The sequence below is a fragment of the Lentzea guizhouensis genome, assembly GCF_001701025.1.
GTDB lineage: Bacteria > Actinomycetota > Actinomycetes > Mycobacteriales > Pseudonocardiaceae > Lentzea > Lentzea guizhouensis.
In genome coordinates, this window is record NZ_CP016793.1 from 8,711,946 (window position 1) to 8,730,936 (window position 18,991).

The window sequence follows — 18,991 nt, forward strand, 5'->3', positions numbered from 1 at the left end:
TGGCAGCCAAGCCAAGATCCGAACTGCGTCCGCTCAAGGATTCGGCGGCCGCAACTCCAGTCGTGTCGAGGCCGGGGAAATCTTGAACTCCGACGACGCGGACCCACTCGGCACATGGTTGAGGTCGTGGAAAGGAGCGCGTCAGATGGGTCGTGGTCGAGCTGCGCGTGTCCGCGTGGACCGCGCTCACGACCTACGCCATCCCGGTCCACATCGCAGTCATTCCCTGATGCGGCCGCCCACACCTACACGCCACCACGGCTGCCGGCCCACTCCGGAATCGGCTCATAAGCACGAACGTCATGAGCAGGAACCACATGCACCCGGTCCGCCAAAGCGATGACGTTCAAAAGCCCGTCACGCACCCGCTCCGGCTGGACATCCGCCAGCATTCGAAGCATCTTCGGCCGCTCCGCCCGCAGCGTCACACCTTCCAGCTGCCAGGTCAGGTCGCCGATGAACGCGAACCGCCTGCCGTCCGGGAGGTTCACGAACACCACCACGGAGCCGTCCGTATGCCCGCCGGCCTCCACGATGACGATCGAGCCGTCACCGTGCACGTCATGGCTACCGGAGAATCCGAGGTACGGCGGTCCGTCGAAGGTGTAGCCGTGGATCTCGCGTGTGCGAGCGATGTCGCGGAACACCACGGCGTCCTTGGCGCGCTCGACGTAGCGGCTCTCCGCCGGGTTCATCCAGATCGGCACGTCGAGCTCGTCCAGGCCGCTGACGTGGTCCCAGTGGGCGTGCGTGATGACGACGCCACGCAGCCGCGACATGTCGTAGTTCTTGGCCCGCAACTGTTCGTGCACCGTGGCACCGAGCTCGTGCGGGCTGCGCCGGTAGGACGGCATGGCCGCGATGTGTTCCTCGACCCCCTTTCCGAACCCGGCATCGATCAGCAGGTCGCCGGCAGGGTGCTGGACGAGCACCGCGGTCGCCGCGAACTTCCGCAGGTCGCCGAAAGAGCCGCCGCGGTAGGCCAGCGCAGCACGGTTCTCGTACGTGCCGGTCGGGAGCTGGTAGATCGCCATGTCCGCCGGCGGAGCGGCGTCGGGCAGCGGAGCTGTCCAGGGTTTCGGTTCCGGTAGGGGTGCCGACCGGAACGACCGGATGACCAGCAGCGCGGCGGCAACGACCGCCAGCGCCAGACCGGTCCACACGTAGGTCATGACGCATCGTGCCTTTCCGAAGATGCGTACCGCTGGAAGAAGAGGTGGATCTCCTCGGCTGCCACGGACGTGCGCGCCTGGCCCACGTACAGCGACAGCAGAACGGTGAGGACTTCCAGGGCGGGCTGGTCGAGTCCGGCGCGGACGGCACGCGCCAGATGGGTCGTGAGCCTGTCGCCCCTCACGCCCACGCAGATCAACGCCGTGAGGATCGCGATGCTCCGGCTGCGGTCGTCGAGCGCCGGGTCGTGCCAGGCAGGCCCGCCCGCCGCGAGAATGGCTTCCGCGGCGAACCGCGCCCCGACCCTGTCCGAGAACAGGTCCGGGAGTTCCGCTGCGCTGACGCCGAAAGTTTCGGCATAGACCGCGACACCACGTTCGGTTCGCGCGCCTTCGTCTTTGTCCACACCTCGATTGGATCCCGGCGAGGTGGATGGCGGCCAATACCTGTTCCGACGGAGCGATACCTTCAGAGCATGGCCGTGAGGTGGTCGATCTACGCTCGCTGAGCTGTTTTCGCGTTCGGCCGCGGAATGGCCCTCACCCAGGCGGGCCACGCCGAGCGTGGTGCGATGAGCATCCGGTCTCCGGGGCCAGCACCTCCGATACGTTGCCCACCACCTCGCCCGAGGAGTCGACCGCAAAGGCCGTCCCCGACCGGGCGAGGCGCGCTCCCGGACACCGAAACCACCGTGGCCACGGCGAATCGGCGGTGCTGCCTCTTCCACTCCGCGAGCCGGTCAGCCAGTTCGAGCATCGTGCTTCCCTACAGCAGCTTGTCCTGTGTGATCGGCAGATCGCGGACGCGCCTGCCCGTGGCGTGGTAGATCGCGTTGCCGATGGCGGCGGGCACGCCGGTGATCGGCGTTTCGCCGAAGCCCCGTGCCCCCATGGCGGTGCTCGCGGGATCGGGCTTGTCCACGAACAACGTCTCCACGTGGGTCGGCGCGTCCGCGTTCACCGGCATCAGGTAGGTGGACAGGTTGGGGTTCACCACCCTGCCGGTGGTGCGGTCGAACACCGTGTGCTCCATCAGCGCGTGGCCGATGCCCCAGGTGATTCCGCCGAGCACCTGGCCTCGCGCGGTCCGGCGGTTCATGACCCGGCCGAAGTCGTGCGCGGTCACCACCCTCGTCACCCGGACCGAGCCGAGTCTCGCGTGGACGCGGGCTTCCACGAACACCACGCCGTAGGAGTGGCCTGCCTTGTTCAGCACCGTTGCGGACTTCTGCACCGGCTGTCCGGCCCTCGCGACGACGGCGCTGTAGCTGTCGCGCCGCTGCCGGTCGCGGACGTGGACGAGGTGGCCGTTGCTCGTCTCGACCTCGGATGCCGCGGCGCCGAACAACGCCGAGCGCGGGTCGGCCACGGCGAGGTCCACCACGGCGGCGCGCGCGGCACGGGCCGCTTGGTCCAGCGAGCCGCTGATGCTCGCGATCGTGGCCGAGGCGGCGGACAGGCCCGCCGGTGGCAGGGCGGTGTCACCGATCTGGGCACGCACGTCACCGATGGGCACACCCAGGGCGTCGGCGACGATCTGGCTGATGACCGTGTACGTGCCGGTGCCGATGTCCTGCGTCGCCAGTTGTGCGAGGGCCTTGCCGTCCGTGCCGATCGTGACCGACGCCGTGGACGGCATGGCGTTGAAGGTGTGCGTCTCGGTGGCCATGCCCCACCCGACGTACTCGTCCCCGTCTTTGGTGGCGCCGGTCTTCGGTTTCCTGTGCGCCCAGCCGAACCGGTCGGCCGCCATCGCGTAGCAGTCGAGCAGGTGCTTGCCGGTGAGCCGCTCCCCTGTCGCCTGGCTGAACTCCGCGTGGTTGCGCCTGCGCAGCTCGAGCGGGTCGAGACCGAGCTGCCAGCTCAGCTCGTCGAGCGCGGTCTCCAGCCCGAAGTGGGACGTGGTCTCCGGCGAGCGCATGTAGCTGGAGGTGGCGACGTCCAGCCGCACTCCCTCGTACCTGACGTGCAGGTTCGGGCAGGCGTAGAGCTCGACGGTCGAGTCGCTCCGGTTGAAGATCGACTCTTCGGTCGCGCTGAGCTGTGCTGTCGACGTTTCGGAGATCGAGGTCAGCCTGCCCTCTCGGGTGGCACCGATCCGCAGGTGCTGGCGGTATTCCGCCCGGTGCCCGTTCAGGGTGAACATCTGGGCGCGGCTGAGCACCAGTCGCACCGGTCTGCGCACGACGCGTGCGGCCGCCGCGGTGAGGATGGTGTGCGGCCAGACAGGTCCCTTGGCGCCGAACCCTCCGCCGAGGTAGGGCGCCACCACCCGGACGGCCTCGGGTGGCAGGCCGAACGCGGCCGAGACCACGGTCCTGGTGGCGAGCACACCCTGCGCCGACTCGTGCAACGTCAGGCGGTCGCCGTCCCACTGGGCGGTGGTCGTGTGCGGTTCGATCGGGTTGTGGTGGCGGGTGGGGCTCGAGTACCGCGCCTCCAGCCGGACGGCCGCCTGTGCCAGCGCCGTGTCCGCGTCGCCGCGCCGGATCTCGTTGGGCAGGTTCCGGAACGGGGGCGGCAGGTACGACGGCTCCCGCGCGTCCTCGATCACCACGCGCGGCTGTTCGGCGCGGTAGTCGACGGACACGAGTGCCGCGCCCTCCTGCGCCTGTTCCACCGTGGTGGCGAGCACGATCGCGACCGGCTGGCCGACGTGGTGCACCGCTGTGCCCTGCATGGGCAGGAACCGCTTGAAATACGGGAAAGAGGGCACGGTCAGCGGTGGCAGGTCGCGATGGGTCAGCACGGCGATGACTCCCGGATGAGCCAGTGCCGCCGAGGCGTCGATGCCCACGACCTCCCCTCTGGCCACCGTGCTCAGCACCAGGAACGCCTGCAGCACGCCCGGCACGTGCTCGTCCGCGGCGTACTTCGCGGCACCCGTCACCTTCGCCCGGCCGTCGACCCTCGCGACCGCCCTGCCCACCAGCTCGGTCATCGCAGCCCCTCCAGCAACTCGGCCATGGCACGCTGCACCAGCTCCACCTTGAACCCGTTGTCGTGGCGGGGCTGGGCGTCGCGCACGAGCGCCCGGCCGGCCCGCGCGACCGACTCCGCCGTGAGGTCCCTGCCCCGCAGCTCCGCCTCGGCCTCCGGCGACCGCCACGGCGTCGTCCCGATGCCGCCGAACGCCAGCCGGACGTCGCGCACGCGCCGGCCGCGCAGGTCCACCGCAGCCGCGACCGACACGACGGCGAACTCGAACGTCGCGCGGTCACGCAGCTTCAAGTACCGCGACTTCCGCGCGTGGGCGCTCCTCGGCACCTCGACCGCGGTGATCAGTTCCGCGGGGCGCAGCGCGTTCTCGATGTGCGGCGTCGCGCCGGGGCGGAGGTAGAAGTCGCCGATCGGGATCTTCCGTTCCCCACCCCTCCCCCGCACGCACACGACGGCGTCGAGCGCGATCAGTGCCACCGCGAGATCGGACGGGTGGGTCGCGATGCACGCGTCGTTGCCGCCCAGCACGGCATGGCCGCGGTTCCAGCCTTCGACCGCGGGACATCCGCTGCCGGGCACACGCTTGTTGCACGGCGAACCGGTGTCGCGGAAGTAGCCGCACCTGGTGCGCTGCAACAGGTTTCCGCCGATGGACGCCATGTTGCGAACCTGCGGCGACGCGGAGGCCAGCAACGCCTCCGAGAGCACCGGCCAGTCGCGCCGCACCGCTGCGTGCTCGGCCACGCTCCGCATCCGCGCCAGCCCGCCGATGCGCAGGCCCGTCGGCAGCTCCACGACGTTCGCCAGGTCGAGTCCGTTGACGTCGATCAGGTGGCCGGGTCGCGCGACCCCGTCCTTCATGAGGTTCAGCAGGTCGGTGCCGCCCGCGACGAACGCGGCGCCCGCCGTCCGGCTCGCCAGCCGGACCGCTTCCCCCGCGTCACGAACCGCGGTGTACCCGAACGGCTTCACCGTCGCACCTCCTCGGCCGCGTCGGCCACCGCGGCGACGATGTTCTGGTAGCAGGCGCAACGGCAGAGGTTGCCGCTCATCCACTGCCCGATCTCCTCCGGCGAACCGGTGTGCCCCTCCTCGATGCACGCCACCGCCGACATGATCTGACCGGACGTGCAGCCTCCGCACTGGAAGGCGTCGTGCCGGATGAACGCCTCCTGCACCGGGTGCAGGCGGTCTCCGTCGGCGAGCCCCTCGACGGTGGTGATCTCGCTGCCCTGCCGCATCACCGCGAGCGTCAAACAGGACTTGACCCGCTCGCCGTCGACGAGAACGGTGCAGGCACCGCACTCCCCGCGGTCGCAGCCCTTCTTCGTCCCGGTCAGCCCGATCCGCTCACGCAGGGCGTCCAGCAAGGTGACCCTGGGCTCGACCCGGACCGCCCGCCGCCGCCCGTTGACGGACAGGGTGATCTCCGCGGTCGCCGCCGGTTCGATGCTCATCACTTCCTGAGCGCCAGAAGCAGCCGCCACCCCCGGCGCGAGAGCAGCGCCACCTGCGGTCGCGGCGGCGGATTTCAGCACGGTCCGGCGCGTGGGCGCCGATGTAGCGCGACGCAACTCGCTCATCTCTTCTCCCGACTCGTCGCCTTATCGCCGATAACATCGATGTCGTATCACCGATAACCATAGCGGCGGACCCTAACGGTGACAAGAGCGTCCATAACGCTGATACACGGCAGATGGGCACAGCTGCGCCCCGGCACCCGGCTCACGGACGGAGCGTGGACCTAGTTGCCCAGCCTGATCAGCAGCTCCCGGAAGATGCCCAGCTCCCCCGGCGTCAGCGGCACGTCCCCCGTGGCCACCTGCGCCAGCAGGGCGTGGACGGCCGACGACAGGTCCGATTCAGCGGCCCGCGCAACGAGGACCGACCCGAACACCGCGTCCCTGGTGCGCTCGGACAGCCCCTCGAGGCCGGGGTTCGCGATCAGCAGGATCGTGGTGCCGACCGTGGCGGCGTGGATGGTGTGCACGGCGTCGTCCACCGGCATCGTCAGCAGGCCGGCCTCGTCGATTCGCGCGATGATCCGGCGCAGGATCCGCTCGCCTTCTTGTGAGGCTGGATGCTGAGTCGTGCGCGCGCCGCCGTACATCAGGCCGTAGAGCGCCGGGTTGCGCAGACCGAACTCGACGTGGCCGTCCCAGCCCCGGCACAAGTCCTCGACCGGGTCGGCGGACGGGGCCCGATCGCGCTTCTCCTCCAGGTACTGCTCGAACCCCGCCGCGACCACGGCGTCGAGCAGGCCTTTCTTGTCCCCGAAGTAGTGGTACACGGTCGGCGGCGTCACCCCCGCAGCCGCGCACACGTCGCGGATCGACGCCCCCTCCACCCCTGCCTTGTCGACGAGGTCGATGGCCGCAGCCAGGATCCGCTTCCGGACGTCACTCATATAGTCGAACTATAGTGGATGTTAACAACACAAAAGGAATCCGGGTAACGCACGCCCGCATGCATTTCGAGCGCTCGAAATGCCCGCGGGTCGACCTCGCGCGCGGACCCCGCCGTTCCGCCAAGCCCTTCGGCGTCAGGCGGTGAACATGAAGCCGATGTTGCTCACGCTGTTGTAGACGACGTGGACGATGACCCCCGGCCACACCGAAGCGCTGCGCCGCAGGAGCACCGCGTTGACGACACCGAGGACGAAGGCGATCGGCAGGATCACGTTCAGGCCGTGAACGAGAGCGAAGATCAGGGCACTGAGGATGACGCCCACCCACACGCCGTGCTTCAACAGCGTGTTCGCCACAACACCGCGGAAGAACAGCTCTTCGCCCAGACCCGTCAGGCCGCCCCCGAGGACGAGCGTCACCAGGAGCGAGAGAACGCCCGCACCAGCCGCGGTCTGGTAGTCACCCTGAGGCGTGTCGTTGCCGAAGATGGCGATGTACCCGAGCGCCACGAACTGGTTGAGCCAGTAGACACCCGCTCCCGCCACAACGCCGGCGACGGCCCACTTCCAGGTGATCTTGCGGATGCCGAACGGGGCCAGGGCGCGGATGCGGACAGCGACCGCGGCGGCGAAGGCGAGCACGCCGGTCGCTCCCGAGACGAAGTAGCCGATGTGCCCGCGGAGCTGGCCCCGGTCGGCCGGGATGCTGTCGATCCACCAGATTCCGAGAGCCAGCGTGACAGCATAGACCAGGCCTCCGACAGCCAACTCGATCCAGCCTGGCGCCGGTCGAACATCAGCAGGAGCGACGGGACTGGCTGACTGAGTACGTGAAATTCCCATGGTGAACCCCGATGTCTGAGACCGGCGAGCTTGCCAGCACACTGTACCGCACAGTGTGCGGCACACCGTACCGCACAATTTTGGGTTTTGTACGGCACACTGTGCGGTACAGTTGCCGGATGAGCGTCGGCAAACGTGACCAGATCCTGCGCACCGCGGTGGAACTGGCGAAGGCAGAAGGTCTGACGGCGCTGAGCGTCCGGTCGGTCGCGGCCGCCGCGGGGGTCGGGGCGACGACGCTGCGCAACTACTTCCCCTCGCAGGCCCTCCTCCACGAGGCGGTGGCGGCGGAGATCGTCACCTTCACCCTCGAGGACCGGCACATCGCGGATGCGTCGCGGCCACCGGTCGAGCGCCTGGCGGAGTGCCTCGAACAGTTCCTCCCGCTTCCCGGGCAGGTGGAGACGTCACTGCACGGGTGGCTCGAGTACTACCGGTTGTCCTTCGGTCCCGAGGCGAGCACGGCGACCAAGGAGCTTCTGCTCTCCGGCCGACGAGCGTCCGTGCAGGTGCTGACCCGCTGGCTCGAAGTCCTCGCCGCGGAGGGACACCTCGCCGACGATGCCGTCGACGACCGCGTGACCGGACTGCTGGTGGTTGTCGACGGCATACATCTCACGATGCTGACCGACCCCGAACGCCTGGATCTCGACAAAGCGAAGCGACTGCTCCGCGAGCAGGCGACGACGCTTCTGTCCGCGTAGACACGCACTGACACGGGCAGATGACGGACAGGCTTCATCCGGCACCGAAGTGGTCGCGGTGTGCCGCGGCCAGCTCACGCAGTTTGAGGCCCAGGTGCAACGTCAGGCGGTCGTCGCCGCTGTCGAGGCTCAGGCCGGTGATCTGTTCGATGCGTTTGACGCGCTGGTACAGCGTGGCGCGGTGGATGCACAAGATGTCGGCGGTGCGTTGGATGTTGCCGGCGTGGTGGAGGAACTGCGACAGGGTGTCGGTCAGGACGTGGTGGTTGTCCTCGCGCTCCAACGCCGTCAGCGCGGGGATGTGAGACGCGTCGAGGAGGTCGTCGACCGGGAGCTTCATCAGCAGCTCGTACAGACCAAGCGCACCCCATCGAGCGATATCGCCGATGCCGGGGACGAGCAGCGCCACGCGAGCGGCGAGAAATGCCTGCTGATAGGACCGCACGACCTCGGGCAGCCTGGGCACGGTCGTGCCGAGTCCGAACACCAGCCGTCCGCCGCCGGCGCTGAGCCGCGCGAACCGGCCGGTGACGCGCTCCGCGACCGCCGCCACGAGCGACCGCGACAGCTCGCGGCGCCCGGCGAGCAAGATCCACGCCCGCGACGGGTTCACCACCACCAGCGCGACGTCGTCGATCACCGCACGAACGCCGTCCTCCACCGCCGCCTCGAACGCGACGTCCTGTGCAGACGACCCCGCTGTCAGCTGCACGGCGAGCACGGTCAACCGGGCGGTGTCGTCGGAGAAGAGCTGCTCGGCGCGCAGGTCTTCGACCGCGCGTGCTCTGCTCTCGGCATCGGGCGAGACGAGCTCGCGCAGGATCGCCTCGTGACGGGCCTTGGACCGCTCGTGCACCAGCAGCTCGCGGTACAGGATCGTGCCGGCCCTCTCGGCCGCGACCGCCGCGGCGCCGACGACGTCCTCGCCGAACCCGCCGTTCTCGTCGATCAGCCACAAATAGCCCAGCAGCAGGCCGTTGCACCGGATCGGCGCGCACAGTCGCGGCAGTGCGCCCTCGACCTCGACCACCCCCGGCGACGTCCACCCGGAGGTACCGTGCGCGAAGACCTTGTCCGAGACGGCCGGCTCGATCGAGCGGTCCAGCACGGACCGGATCCGCAGCTCGTCCTCGTCACCGAAGTGCCGGCTCGCGGCCAGCAGCCGGATCGACGGGTCGTCGATGGCGACCGACCGCCGCAGTCGTTCGGCGAGCTCGTCCACGATGGACTGCAGGTTGTTGTCGGCCATCACGCACCCTTTCGCCTCAACCCCACAATCCTGCCACCTCAAGCACAGAGCCATCGGATGTCGTGTTGAGCGGGGGTTTCCGCGACGTCCGTCGCGTGGCCTCGCGGTGTGGGGCTGAGTTCACGTGTTCATGGCCAAGGGCGAGAGTCAGTCCAATATGGACGAAAGGATGCCGCGTTGACGCTCATCCCATCACCGTTCCGGAGTTGCCCGTGTTGACCGGTCGCTTGCGGGAGAAGACACCGAGGTCGATGGTCAGCCCGGTGTGCTCCGCCAGGTGCCGCACGGGATTCGCGTCGTGGTCGGCGCCTGCCTCGACCTGCTCGATCAGCGTCGCCATCAGCCGTCCGACCACCGGAGCGTTCTTGAACTGGTTCCCGCTGGTGCCGATGGCCACGTAGTAGCCGTCCAGGTCGGTGCGGTCGTAGATCGGCGTCCAGTCGTCCGCGACGTCGTAGACGCCCGCCACACCCCGGGCCCGGTTGGGCACGGCCAGCTCGGGCAGCCGGCGGGCGGCCCGGGTCACCTGGGCCTCGAAGACCGCCATCGTCGGGTTCGGGCTGGCGTCGTCTGGATCGTCCAGCCACTGGAACGGGTCGCATTCCGGCTCCGTGCCCCCGATCAGCAGACCTCCGCCCACCTCACCGCGGAAGTACGTGCCGAGATCCATGTCCGCGACGCACGGACCGACAGCGCCTTCGGGATGGAATCCTCCCGGTGCGAGTACGTGGGCCACCTCCTGGCGCATCGGCCTCACCGCGATGGTGAAGTCCGATCCCACGCCGGCGAGCGCGTTGAGCTTGCCCGACCACGGGCCCGCCGCGTTCACCACCACGTCGCACGCGATGCGGGTCCCGCTCTCCAGCACGACCGCGTGCACACGGCCGTCCTCCGACTCCACGGCCACCACCTCCTCGCGGAAGCGGAACTCGGCACCTTCCGCGGCCGCCGCCGCGGCGAGGTTCCGCGCTGCCAGCTGCGGATCGGTGACATACCCCGCGTCCGGCGTGTACACCGCACCGAGCCGGGCACCCGCATCTGCCCAGAACTCGTCGTCGTCGATGCGCTTCGGCGGCCAGTAACGGCCGGTGTCGATGCCCGGGACCCTGGCCGCGAGGGTGGCGGCGTCCCATTCCTCGTACGGAACGCCCACCTGGTCGAACAACGGCAACCACGAGGCCCGCGGCGCGGCGTCCACGTCGAGCATCACCAGACCGCTGCGCTCGAACCGGGCGAGGTCGCCGACGTCGTGCCCGAGGTGCCCGGCCCAGTCGAGCCAGCAGCAGCGCGCTTCCCACGAGGTCGCGACACCGGCGAGGGTGGAGAAGTTGTACCGCACGATCGCGCTCGATGCGCTGGTGGAGCCCTGCCCGGCACCTCCTGCCCTGTCCACCACGACCACGCGGCGCCCGGCGCGTGCGAGCTCCAGCGCGATCGCCGAGCCGATGACACCGGCGCCGACCACCACGGCGTGAGTGCTGAGATCCGGGCTCATCGTGTTGTCCTCCCTGCGCGTTCCCCCCGCCAGTCGCGGTCCGCTGCAGTCTCCCGGGCAGCGCTCCCTCGAACACCTGGCAAGCGTCAACGCCTGTGGTGCCCCACAACGACATTTGTCGTCTGGATCAGCCCCTCTGGGATTCGCACCGAGACCGAGATCTCACCTGCAACGCCGCCTCGACCAGGCCCGGTACCCCGGCGGTGGTCAGGTGTCCGTTCTAGGGTGGGCGGATGAAGGTTCTGTCCATCCAGTCAGTCGTCGCCCACGGTCACGTCGGCAACTCCGCCGCCGTGTTCCCGCTGCAGCGCCTCGGGGTCGAGGTCGTGCCGATCCCGACGGTGAACTTCTCCAACCACACCGGGTACGGCGCGTGGCGCGGTCCGCTCCTGCCGCCGTCGGACGTGGCCGAGATCCTGCTCGGGGTGGAGGAACGCGGGGTGTTCGGGCAGGTCGACGCCGTGCTGTCCGGCTACCAGGGCGGCACGGGCATCGCCGATGTGATCATCGACGCGGTGCGCAGGGTGAAGGCCGCGAACCCGGCGGCGCTCTACGCGTGCGACCCGGTGATGGGCAATGCCAAGTCCGGGTGCTTCGTCGCGCCCGAGATCCCCGTGCTGCTGCGCGACCGGGTCGTGCCGGTGGCCGACATCATCACCCCGAACCAGTTCGAGCTGGGCTTCCTCACCGGCACCGAGCCGGCGAGCGTCGAGCAGACGCTGGCGTCGGCCGACCTCGCCCGCGCGATGGGCCCGTCGACCGTGCTGGTCACGAGCGTCGAGCGGCCCGACCGGGAGGAGGGCACGATCGAGATGCTCGTCGTGGACACCGCCGGGTCGTGGCTCGTGAGCACCCCGCACCTGCCGTTCAAGGCGAACGGGTCCGGCGACGTCACGGCCGCGCTGTTCACCGCCCACTTCGTGCGGACGAAGGACGCGGCGCTGGCGTTGGAGCGCACCGCGTCGAGCGTTTTCGACCTGATCGACCTGACCTACCGCTCCGGTGAGCGCGAGCTGCGGCTGGTGCAGGCCCAGGAGTTCTACGCGACGCCGCGGATGCAGTTCAAGGCCGAGCAGGTGCGCTGAGCCGCTCGCGATCGCCGGGCAGGACGCGCCGTGACCGTTCGGCCGCCACCCCGCGCAGGTCGGTGCCGAGCCACGAGACCGACAGCGCCGGGGTGGCGGGACGGCTCAGCGCAGCTTCCGGAACGTGTCACGCAGGTCGTTGATCCACGCCTCCGGGTTCTCCCACGGCCCGAAGTGACCACCCTTCTGGTGGACGTTCACGTCGCGCACGTCGCCGTAGAAGTGCCCGGCTCCTTCCTTGAACGCGGCGATGCGCTGCTCGGCGTCGTGGACCGCCGGAGGCGCGGCGTCGCCGAGGTGGAAGGTGAAGCTCGTCGGGGCCTGCACCGGGGTCCGGGCGTGCGAGGGCTGCCACGGGTGGCGGTTGGCGTTCTTGTAGGCGCGGATCGAGGAGCCGATGGCTTGGTTGACCCAGTAGATCGTGGCGTTGGTGAGGATGTGGTCCACCGGGTAGGAGTCCTCGAACACGCCGTTCTGGTCGCTCCACTTCTTCCACCGCTTCAGGATCCAGGCGAGCATCCCGATCGGTGAGTCGTTCAGGCCGTGCGTGATGGTCTGCGCGTCGAGCATGTGCACCGCGACGTGGGACGCGTAGGTGTCCACGAAGTTGAGCATGCCGGCCCGCAGGTCCGGGGGCATCTGGTCGATCGGGGCCCCGCCGGTCAGGTCCCAGTGGCGGTCGCCCTGGAAGATCGTCAGCAGCATCTCGTTGCCGAGGTTGAGACCGTGGAGCGAGTCGGCGTACTTGTGGCCCAGCTGCGCCCCGACCAGCGCGCCGTAGTCGGCAGCGCCGACCGCGAACCGCTCGTAGCCGAGGACGTCGGTCATCAGCGTGTGGAACCGGTCGGCCATGCTGCTGAAGTTCTCCTTGCCGTTGGTCAGTGGCGTGGAGAAGGCGAACCCGGGCAGCGAGGGGACGATGACGTCGAAGGCGTCCGCCGGGTCACCGCCGAACGCGGCCGGGTCGGCGAGCGGCCGGATGACCTTGCTCCAGTCCCAGAACGTCCACGGCCAGCCGTGTATGAGCAGCAGGGGAATGGGCGCGGGTCCCTTGCCGGGCTCGCGGATGAAGTGCACCGGGGTGCCGCCGACGTCGACGCGGTGGTGGGTGAAGCTGTTCAACCGGGCTTCGACGGCACGCCAGTCGAAGTCGGTGGCCCAGTGCTCCACGATCGGCTTCAGGTAGGCGGTGCTGAGGCCGAAGGCCTCGTCGTCGTTGTCGAGGTCGGGCGCGAACCGGGTCGCCTTCAGCCGGGCCCGGAGGTCGTCGAGCACTTCCTGCTCGACGTTGATGACGAAGGGGTCGATGTTCGTGGTCATGGTCGTTCTCCTTTTGGGTCAGCGGGTCCAGTCCAGGCGCAGCCTGGTGATGCGGAGCTCGGCGATCGCCCAGCGGCCGTCCAGCCGGGCGAAGCGCACTCGGTAGTGCCCGTAGCCGTGCATGCCGGTGGGCTCGCCCTCCGAGGCCGAAGGCCTGGTGACGACGTCCTCCATGGCCCAGACGCCGGTGGCCGAGTCCTCCGGCTCGATGTCCACCTCGCTGGAGAAGAGGTGGTGCACCAGCACGGAATCCGGGTCGTTGCGCGACTTGAGCTGCTGGGCGATGTCGTCGCGACCGGTCATCTGCGCCTGGACGGTGCCGTCTACCGCGTACGCGGTGAACGGCGCATCGGGCGTGAACAACGCCGCGAGATCGTCCCATCGGTGGTGGTCGGCGTTGTAGACGTAACGGGCCATCACGCGCCGGACTTCTTCCACCGCTACCAGGCGGGAGAGGTGGTCCATCGGTGCTCCTCGGTCTAGTGGCCTCTGAGGTCCTGGCCAGGATGCCGAGTAAAAAATGGACCAGCAAGTCCAAAACTCTGGGTCCGGAAGCAGTCGGCGAGGACGGCCCTCGGGGTTCGCGGAGTTCCACCTGAAAGAGCGGTCGGCGCCGGGAAAACGCTGTTCAACCCGTTCGCGCGAATCCATCGCCCTGACGAGGTACCCCGCCCGCTTCACCCGGCGGAGCCCATCACTAGGCCATTAGTGTCAGCGGCGAGCAGGGAGCAATCCGGGTCATCGACACCCCTTCACTGCTCCAGCGCCACGAGCGCCGTCACGAGCGAGCAGGTGCGGAGGAGTCTTCGCGTTCCGCTCGGCGCGCTTCGAATGATCACCGGTGATCGAGGAGGGTCGTTGATGGAGTTTCCAGCGGAGCTGAAACTCTACTCACAGTTGTGCGCTTCCACTGTCAGGCGAGCCCGGTTCGTGCGACTAGGCGTGATCGCGCTGGTGATCGTGTTCTTGCTGCCGCCGGCGCCCGTGTCCGCGCTGCGCTACCCGCCCCGCGTCCAGGTCTTCGTTGCCAACAGCGGTGCTGACGTGACCGCCGTTTACGACACGCGGCTGGGCGAGGTGGTGGCGACGGTGCCGGTCGGTCACTCACCGGTCGGTGTGGGCGTCGCGGTGAACGGTGACCTGGTGTACGTCACCAACGAGCTGTCCGACACGGTCTCGGTGATCAACGCCAGGACGTACAAGGTGGTGGCCACCGTGCCCGTCGGGCAGCACCCGTTCGGCGTCGCGGTCACCTCCACCCACGCCTACGTGACCAACTTCGGTTCGAACACCGTCACCGTCATCGACGTGCGGACCAACGCGCCCGTGCTGGAGATCCCGGTCGGCAAGTTCCCGCACACACCGGTGACGAGCCCGGACGGCAAGCGCGTGTACGTCACCAACAACGGCGCCGAGAGCGTGACGGTGATCGACACCAAGAGCCAGAAGCCGATCGCCACCATCCCCGTGGGCCTCTTCCCCGCCGGTGTCGCCACAAGCCCGAACGGCGACCGGGTGTACGTGGCCAACACCGGCTCGGACACGGTGACCGTCATCGACGGGCGCGACCTCGACCCGATCCGGTCGACGCCCGTCGGCGACTCACCGATGGGCGTCTCGGTCACCCCGCGCGGCCGGGTGCACGTGGCGAACGCGGGATCGGACACCGTGACCGTCCTCGACAGGTCCGGCACTCCGGTGGTTCCCGGCATCCCGGTGGCCCAGCAACCCGAGGGCTCGGCCGCCAGCCCCGACAACAGCTTCGTCTACGTCACCAACTCCGCCGCCGGGATGATGTCCGTCATCGACGCGAGCACCGGGGCGCTGGTCGCCACGGTGCCCATCGGCCGTGAGCCCGAAGGTCTCGCCGTGACCTCCTGACTCCTCGCCGGCCGCTGGTTCGGTGCGCCGCGGCGGTGAGCACGGACGTGGCTGGGCCGGCCAGCACGTCGCAGGCCCGCCGTCCATCCTCCGATCAGAGGACGGACGGGGTCTACCGCATCCGCGGTGACGCCCGCCCGCGCGGTCGATCCGGCGTGCCCCGCGCGGCAGCAGGCTTGCCGTGTGACAGCACAACCTGACGTCCTGCGCACCACCCGTCCGGCACGCGTCTTCCACCTCGACAACCTCCGGATCTTCCTGACCTTCCTGGTGGTCGCGCACCACTCCGCAGCGCCGTTCAGCAACCTCGACGTCTGGCCCAACTGGCAGCAGCCCGCTTCGGCGGCCGCGGCGTTGCCGTTGGACCTGCTGCTCCTGGGCAACCAGACGTTCTTCATGGGGTTCTTCTTCTTGCTGTCGGGCTGTTTCGCGCCGGGTGCGGCCGACCGGAGAGGGCCGCGCAGCTTCGCGGTCGAGCGTCTGAGGCGGCTCGGGATCCCGTTGCTCGCGTTCATCGTGCTGCTGCGGCCGTTGTTCGTCCTGCCGGCCTACTTCGACCTGCCGGCGGCGACCCGACCGTCCTTTGTGGTCTTCTACGCCACCGAGTGGGCGGTCGGACCCGCCTGGTTCCTGGAGGTCCTGCTGGTCTTCTCGCTCGCGTACGCGGTGTGGCGGCACCTGCGCGGGACCGGGGAACCCGTGCGGTCACGGCCGTTGCGGCGGCGGGACCTGGTCGCCTTCACGTTCGTCCTCGCGGTGGCCACCTACGTGTGGCGGATCTTCGTCCCGCTCGGCACCTACGAGCCGGTGCTCGGGCTGCCCAGTCCCGCCTACCTGCCGCAGTACGCGTTGCTCTTCGCGGCCGGAATCGTGGCGTACCGGCGTCGCTGGTTGCAGGCGCTGCCGCGGAGGTCGGGCTGGTTCGGTGTGTTGCTCGTGGTGGTGTCGTTCGTGCCGTTGGCGCTGGGCGGCTACCGAGGTCTCGTGGGGGCCGATGAGCTCGCCGGGTACGACCTCCCCCATCTGGCTCTCTCCGGGTGGGAGTCGATGTTCGCGGTCGGTGTGGTCCTGGTTCTGCTGCGCGTGTTCGAACGCTTCTTCGCCGGCACTTCGCGGTTCAGCCGTTACCTCGCCGACAACGCGTTCGCCGTCTACCTCGTGCACGCGCCGGTCATCGTCGGGATTGTGGCGGTGCTGCAACCGTTCGACGCCGCGCCCGTGTCGAAGTTCCTGCTGACGCTGGTGTTCGCCGCGGTCGCGAGCTGGGGGATCTCGGGTGCGTTGCGGCGGGTGCGCGCTGTGCGTGCCGTCGTGTAGCGGCGAGGGCGTGCGATCATTGCCGGAGTGGACGGTCCTGGGAGTCGGGTCGTGGGTGTCGAGGCCGAGCTGCGCGCGGAGTTCGAGCGTTGGGAGCGCAAGGAGACCGCGGTCCTGAAGGCGCTGCCGTACCCGTTGCTGGCGATCAGTGTCGTGTTCACGTTGCTGCAGCCGCTCTGGAACGCGCCCCTGCACCTCCCGGAGGTGCTCGGACTGACGGTCCTGCTCACCGCGTGGGTGCTGTGGTTCCACACGTTCCACCCTGAGTCGCACGGCAACAGCGTGCGTATGGGCGTGTACTACGCGGGGCTCTTGACGTTGACCGCCGGGCTGGTGCTGCTCACGCCCTGGTTCGGCTTCTTCGCCTTCATCGGTTACGTGCACGCCTTCCAGCACCTGAAGGGCCGGTGGCGCTACGTCGGCGTGGCCGTCACGTCCGCGGTCTCGGCGGTCTCCTACGTGGGAGGGGCGGACAGCTTCACGGCCGAGGAGTGGTGGAAGTGGCCCGCCGTCAGCGTGGTCACCACGGTGCTGGCGACGGCGGCCTTCTACGCCGACGTGATGTCCGACCGGCGCAACCACCGGCAGAAGCGGGCGCTGGTCGAGCTGCACAGGGCCAACACCGAGCTGGAGCGCGCGCTGGAGGAGAACGCGGGCCTGCAGGCCCAGTTGCTGGTGCAGGCCCGGGAGGCCGGCGTGCTCGACGAGCGGCAGCGGATGGCGCGGGAGATCCACGACACCCTCGCCCAGGGGCTGGCCGGCATCCTCACCCAGCTGCAGGCCGCCGAGCAGGCGTCCGGCGAACCCGCGGTGTCGCGCCGGCACCTGGCGAACGCGGTGGACCTGGCTCGCGAGAGCCTCACCGAGGCGCGCAGGACGGTGCACGCGGTGGGGCCGTCGGCGTTGGCGCGGGCCCGGCTGCCGGAGGCGATCGGCGACGTGGCCAGGCGCTGGTCGGAGGTGAACCGGGTCGAGGCGGTGCTGACCACGACCGGCGACGCCCGGCCGCTGCACACCGACGTCGAGGTGGCGCTGCTGCGGACCGCGCAGGAGGCCCTCGCCAACGTCGCCAAGCACGCCCGAGCCGGTCGGGTCGCCCTGACCCTGTCGTACATGGAGGACCTGGTGACGCTCGACGTGGTCGACGACGGAGTGGGTTTCGTGCCCGGCGCCGAACGCAGCGGTGGCTCGGACGGGGGTTTCGGGCTCGCCGGCATGCGGCAGCGGGTGCGGCTCCTCGCGGGGCGGCTGGACGTCGAGTCCGAGCCGGGCGGGGGCACCGCGATCACGGTGACGGTGCCGGCGATTCCCGTCGGAGGTGCGAGTTGATCTCACTGCTGATCGTCGACGACCACCCGGTGGTGCGGGACGGGCTGCGCGGCATGTTCGGCTCCGATCCTCGCTTCGAGGTGGTCGGCGAAGCCGCTGACGGCGCCGAAGCCGTCGCGGCCGGCGAGCGCCTCTGCCCCGACGTGATCCTGATGGACCTGCGGATGCCGGGGACCGACGGGGTCGCCGCCATCAAGGAGCTGGCGCGGCGCGGGGTGCCGTCCCGGGTGCTGGTGCTCACCACGTACGACACGGACAGCCACGTGCTGCCGGCCGTCGAGGCCGGTGCCACCGGCTACCTGCTCAAGGAGGCGCCGAGGGCGGAGCTCGTCCGCGCGGTGCAGGCCGCGGCCCGCGGCGAGGCGGTGCTCTCCCCCGCCGTGGCGACCCGGCTGCTCGGCCAGGTGCGCAAGCCGGCGGCGGCACCGCTGTCGCCGCGCGAGCTGGAGGTGCTGGAGCTCATCGCCAGGGGCTCGACGAACCGGGAGGCGGCGAAGCGGCTCTTCATCAGCGAGACGACGGTCAAGACGCACCTGCTGCACGTGTACGCGAAGCTGGGTGTCAACGACCGGGCAGCCGCGGTGGCCGCCGCGTTCTCCCGCGGCTACCTGAAGCCGCACGAGTGACGGCCGACCGCGTGCGGGTCACCGGCGCCGGTCAGTTCGCGATCGGCTGGGGGCATTCACCGCCGGGTGTCGTCAGCAGCTCGAAGTGCCACATCTCGTTGGCATAAGCCTGGCACAGGCCGTAGTCCGCGCCGTTGCGGATCAACCAGTCGGCCGCGTTGGTCGGGCCGATGTCGATCGCCTCACCCGTCACGTGCTTGGACTTCTCCGGCGGGTGCACCCACCGCAGTGCCTCCTCCTCGCTGCGGTACAAGGCGATGGCCTCGTCCAGGAGGCGCTGCTGGTAGTCCTTGCTGCGCCAGCCGGAGGTCACCCGCAGCTCGACCCCGCGCGCCTGAGCGTCCACAGTGGCCTTCTGCACCGCTGCCAGCAGTCCGGGGTCGAGGTTCGCGATGCCGACGTGTCCGGTGTCGTGGACCGAGATGCTCTCGTTCTTCGGGATGCTGCCGTCACCGGAGACAGGCGCCGACGTGCCGGTAGGTGGAGCTCCGGCCGGTGCCACTCCCCCAGGCGGTCCGGTCGGCGGTTCCGGCGCGCAGGCCGTCACGAGGACGAGTGCGGCGGCTGCCATCCAGAGTCGATTGAGGGTTCCACGGGTCGCCGGCACGGTCTGATCTCCTCGC

General features: G+C 69.5%; 19 protein-coding genes. 6 read left to right on the plus strand and 13 right to left on the minus strand.

What is annotated here, in order from left to right; all coding sequences use genetic code 11:
- Nucleotides 1-245: 245 nt before the first annotated feature.
- From BBK82_RS41495 to BBK82_RS41525, 8 genes are all read right to left on the minus strand, one after another.
- Nucleotides 246-1,172 (minus strand): MBL fold metallo-hydrolase, encoded by a 927-nt coding sequence (locus tag BBK82_RS41495; RefSeq protein WP_083268552.1) that lies wholly within the window; start codon nt 1,170-1,172, stop codon nt 246-248.
- On the minus strand, nt 1,169-1,579 hold the full coding sequence (locus tag BBK82_RS41500; RefSeq protein WP_065919810.1) for a carboxymuconolactone decarboxylase family protein: 411 nt from the start codon (nt 1,577-1,579) through the stop codon (nt 1,169-1,171). The genes BBK82_RS41495 and BBK82_RS41500 overlap by 4 nt, the downstream gene beginning before the upstream one ends.
- An 89-nt stretch (nt 1,580-1,668) precedes the next feature.
- Nucleotides 1,669-1,929, minus strand: coding sequence for an XdhC family protein (locus BBK82_RS57040; RefSeq protein ID WP_071812787.1), 261 nt, complete (start codon nt 1,927-1,929; stop codon nt 1,669-1,671).
- A 9-nt stretch (nt 1,930-1,938) separates the two neighbouring features.
- Entirely contained in the window at nt 1,939-4,113 is a 2,175-nt protein-coding gene (locus tag BBK82_RS41505) for a xanthine dehydrogenase family protein molybdopterin-binding subunit (protein ID WP_065919811.1), read from the minus strand.
- On the minus strand, nt 4,110-5,084 hold the full coding sequence (locus BBK82_RS41510) for an FAD binding domain-containing protein (protein ID WP_065919812.1): 975 nt from the start codon (nt 5,082-5,084) through the stop codon (nt 4,110-4,112). Before BBK82_RS41510 ends, BBK82_RS41505 begins: the two co-directional genes overlap by 4 nt.
- On the minus strand, nt 5,081-5,695 hold the full coding sequence (locus tag BBK82_RS41515) for a (2Fe-2S)-binding protein (RefSeq protein WP_065919813.1): 615 nt from the start codon (nt 5,693-5,695) through the stop codon (nt 5,081-5,083). The genes BBK82_RS41510 and BBK82_RS41515 overlap by 4 nt, the downstream gene beginning before the upstream one ends.
- A 161-nt stretch (nt 5,696-5,856) precedes the next feature.
- Nucleotides 5,857-6,519 (minus strand): TetR/AcrR family transcriptional regulator, encoded by a 663-nt coding sequence (locus tag BBK82_RS41520; RefSeq protein ID WP_065919814.1) that lies wholly within the window; start codon nt 6,517-6,519, stop codon nt 5,857-5,859.
- A gap of 135 nt (nt 6,520-6,654) precedes the next feature.
- Nucleotides 6,655-7,287 (minus strand): CPBP family intramembrane glutamic endopeptidase, encoded by a 633-nt coding sequence (locus BBK82_RS41525; RefSeq protein WP_170068052.1) that lies wholly within the window; start codon nt 7,285-7,287, stop codon nt 6,655-6,657.
- Between the two features lie 194 nt (nt 7,288-7,481).
- On the opposite strand from BBK82_RS41525, the gene BBK82_RS41530 reads away from it, so the two are divergent.
- On the plus strand, nt 7,482-8,066 hold the full coding sequence (locus tag BBK82_RS41530; protein ID WP_065919816.1) for a TetR family transcriptional regulator C-terminal domain-containing protein: 585 nt from the start codon (nt 7,482-7,484) through the stop codon (nt 8,064-8,066).
- Nucleotides 8,067-8,100: 34 nt separating this feature from the next.
- Here BBK82_RS41530 and BBK82_RS41535 read toward each other — a convergent pair whose 3' ends face one another.
- Nucleotides 8,101-9,315: a PucR family transcriptional regulator gene (locus BBK82_RS41535; RefSeq protein ID WP_065919817.1), complete on the minus strand. Its 1,215-nt coding sequence runs from the start codon at nt 9,313-9,315 to the stop codon at nt 8,101-8,103.
- A gap of 184 nt (nt 9,316-9,499) precedes the next feature.
- Entirely contained in the window at nt 9,500-10,810 is a 1,311-nt protein-coding gene (locus tag BBK82_RS41540; RefSeq protein ID WP_065919818.1) for an NAD(P)/FAD-dependent oxidoreductase, read from the minus strand.
- 233 nt (nt 10,811-11,043) lie between these two features.
- On the opposite strand from BBK82_RS41540, the gene pdxY reads away from it, so the two are divergent.
- Nucleotides 11,044-11,895 carry a pyridoxal kinase PdxY gene (gene pdxY, locus BBK82_RS41545; RefSeq protein ID WP_065919819.1) on the plus strand — a complete coding sequence of 284 codons (852 nt, stop codon included), beginning with the start codon at nt 11,044-11,046 and terminating at the stop codon, nt 11,893-11,895.
- A 105-nt stretch (nt 11,896-12,000) separates the two neighbouring features.
- Here pdxY and BBK82_RS41550 read toward each other — a convergent pair whose 3' ends face one another.
- The gene (locus BBK82_RS41550) at nt 12,001-13,215 is read right to left on the minus strand and encodes an epoxide hydrolase family protein (protein WP_065919820.1); all 1,215 of its coding nucleotides are present in this window, start codon (nt 13,213-13,215) and stop codon (nt 12,001-12,003) included.
- Between the two features lie 18 nt (nt 13,216-13,233).
- Nucleotides 13,234-13,680 carry a nuclear transport factor 2 family protein gene (locus BBK82_RS41555; protein WP_065919821.1) on the minus strand — a complete coding sequence of 149 codons (447 nt, stop codon included), beginning with the start codon at nt 13,678-13,680 and terminating at the stop codon, nt 13,234-13,236.
- 465 nt (nt 13,681-14,145) lie between these two features.
- Between BBK82_RS41555 and BBK82_RS41560 the strand changes: the two genes are divergently transcribed.
- The 4 genes from BBK82_RS41560 (at nt 14,146) to BBK82_RS41575 (ending at nt 18,368) form a co-directional block, all read left to right on the plus strand.
- The gene (locus BBK82_RS41560; protein WP_237047869.1) at nt 14,146-15,096 is read left to right on the plus strand and encodes a YVTN family beta-propeller repeat protein; all 951 of its coding nucleotides are present in this window, start codon (nt 14,146-14,148) and stop codon (nt 15,094-15,096) included.
- 183 nt (nt 15,097-15,279) lie between these two features.
- Entirely contained in the window at nt 15,280-16,413 is a 1,134-nt protein-coding gene (locus BBK82_RS41565) for an acyltransferase family protein (RefSeq protein WP_065919822.1), read from the plus strand.
- Between the two features lie 51 nt (nt 16,414-16,464).
- On the plus strand, nt 16,465-17,742 hold the full coding sequence (locus BBK82_RS41570) for a sensor histidine kinase (RefSeq protein WP_065919823.1): 1,278 nt from the start codon (nt 16,465-16,467) through the stop codon (nt 17,740-17,742).
- Entirely contained in the window at nt 17,739-18,368 is a 630-nt protein-coding gene (locus BBK82_RS41575; RefSeq protein ID WP_065919824.1) for a response regulator, read from the plus strand. The genes BBK82_RS41570 and BBK82_RS41575 overlap by 4 nt, the downstream gene beginning before the upstream one ends.
- A 31-nt stretch (nt 18,369-18,399) precedes the next feature.
- Here BBK82_RS41575 and BBK82_RS41580 read toward each other — a convergent pair whose 3' ends face one another.
- Nucleotides 18,400-18,939 carry a M15 family metallopeptidase gene (locus BBK82_RS41580; RefSeq protein WP_083268555.1) on the minus strand — a complete coding sequence of 180 codons (540 nt, stop codon included), beginning with the start codon at nt 18,937-18,939 and terminating at the stop codon, nt 18,400-18,402.
- Nucleotides 18,940-18,991: the final 52 nt, after the last annotated feature.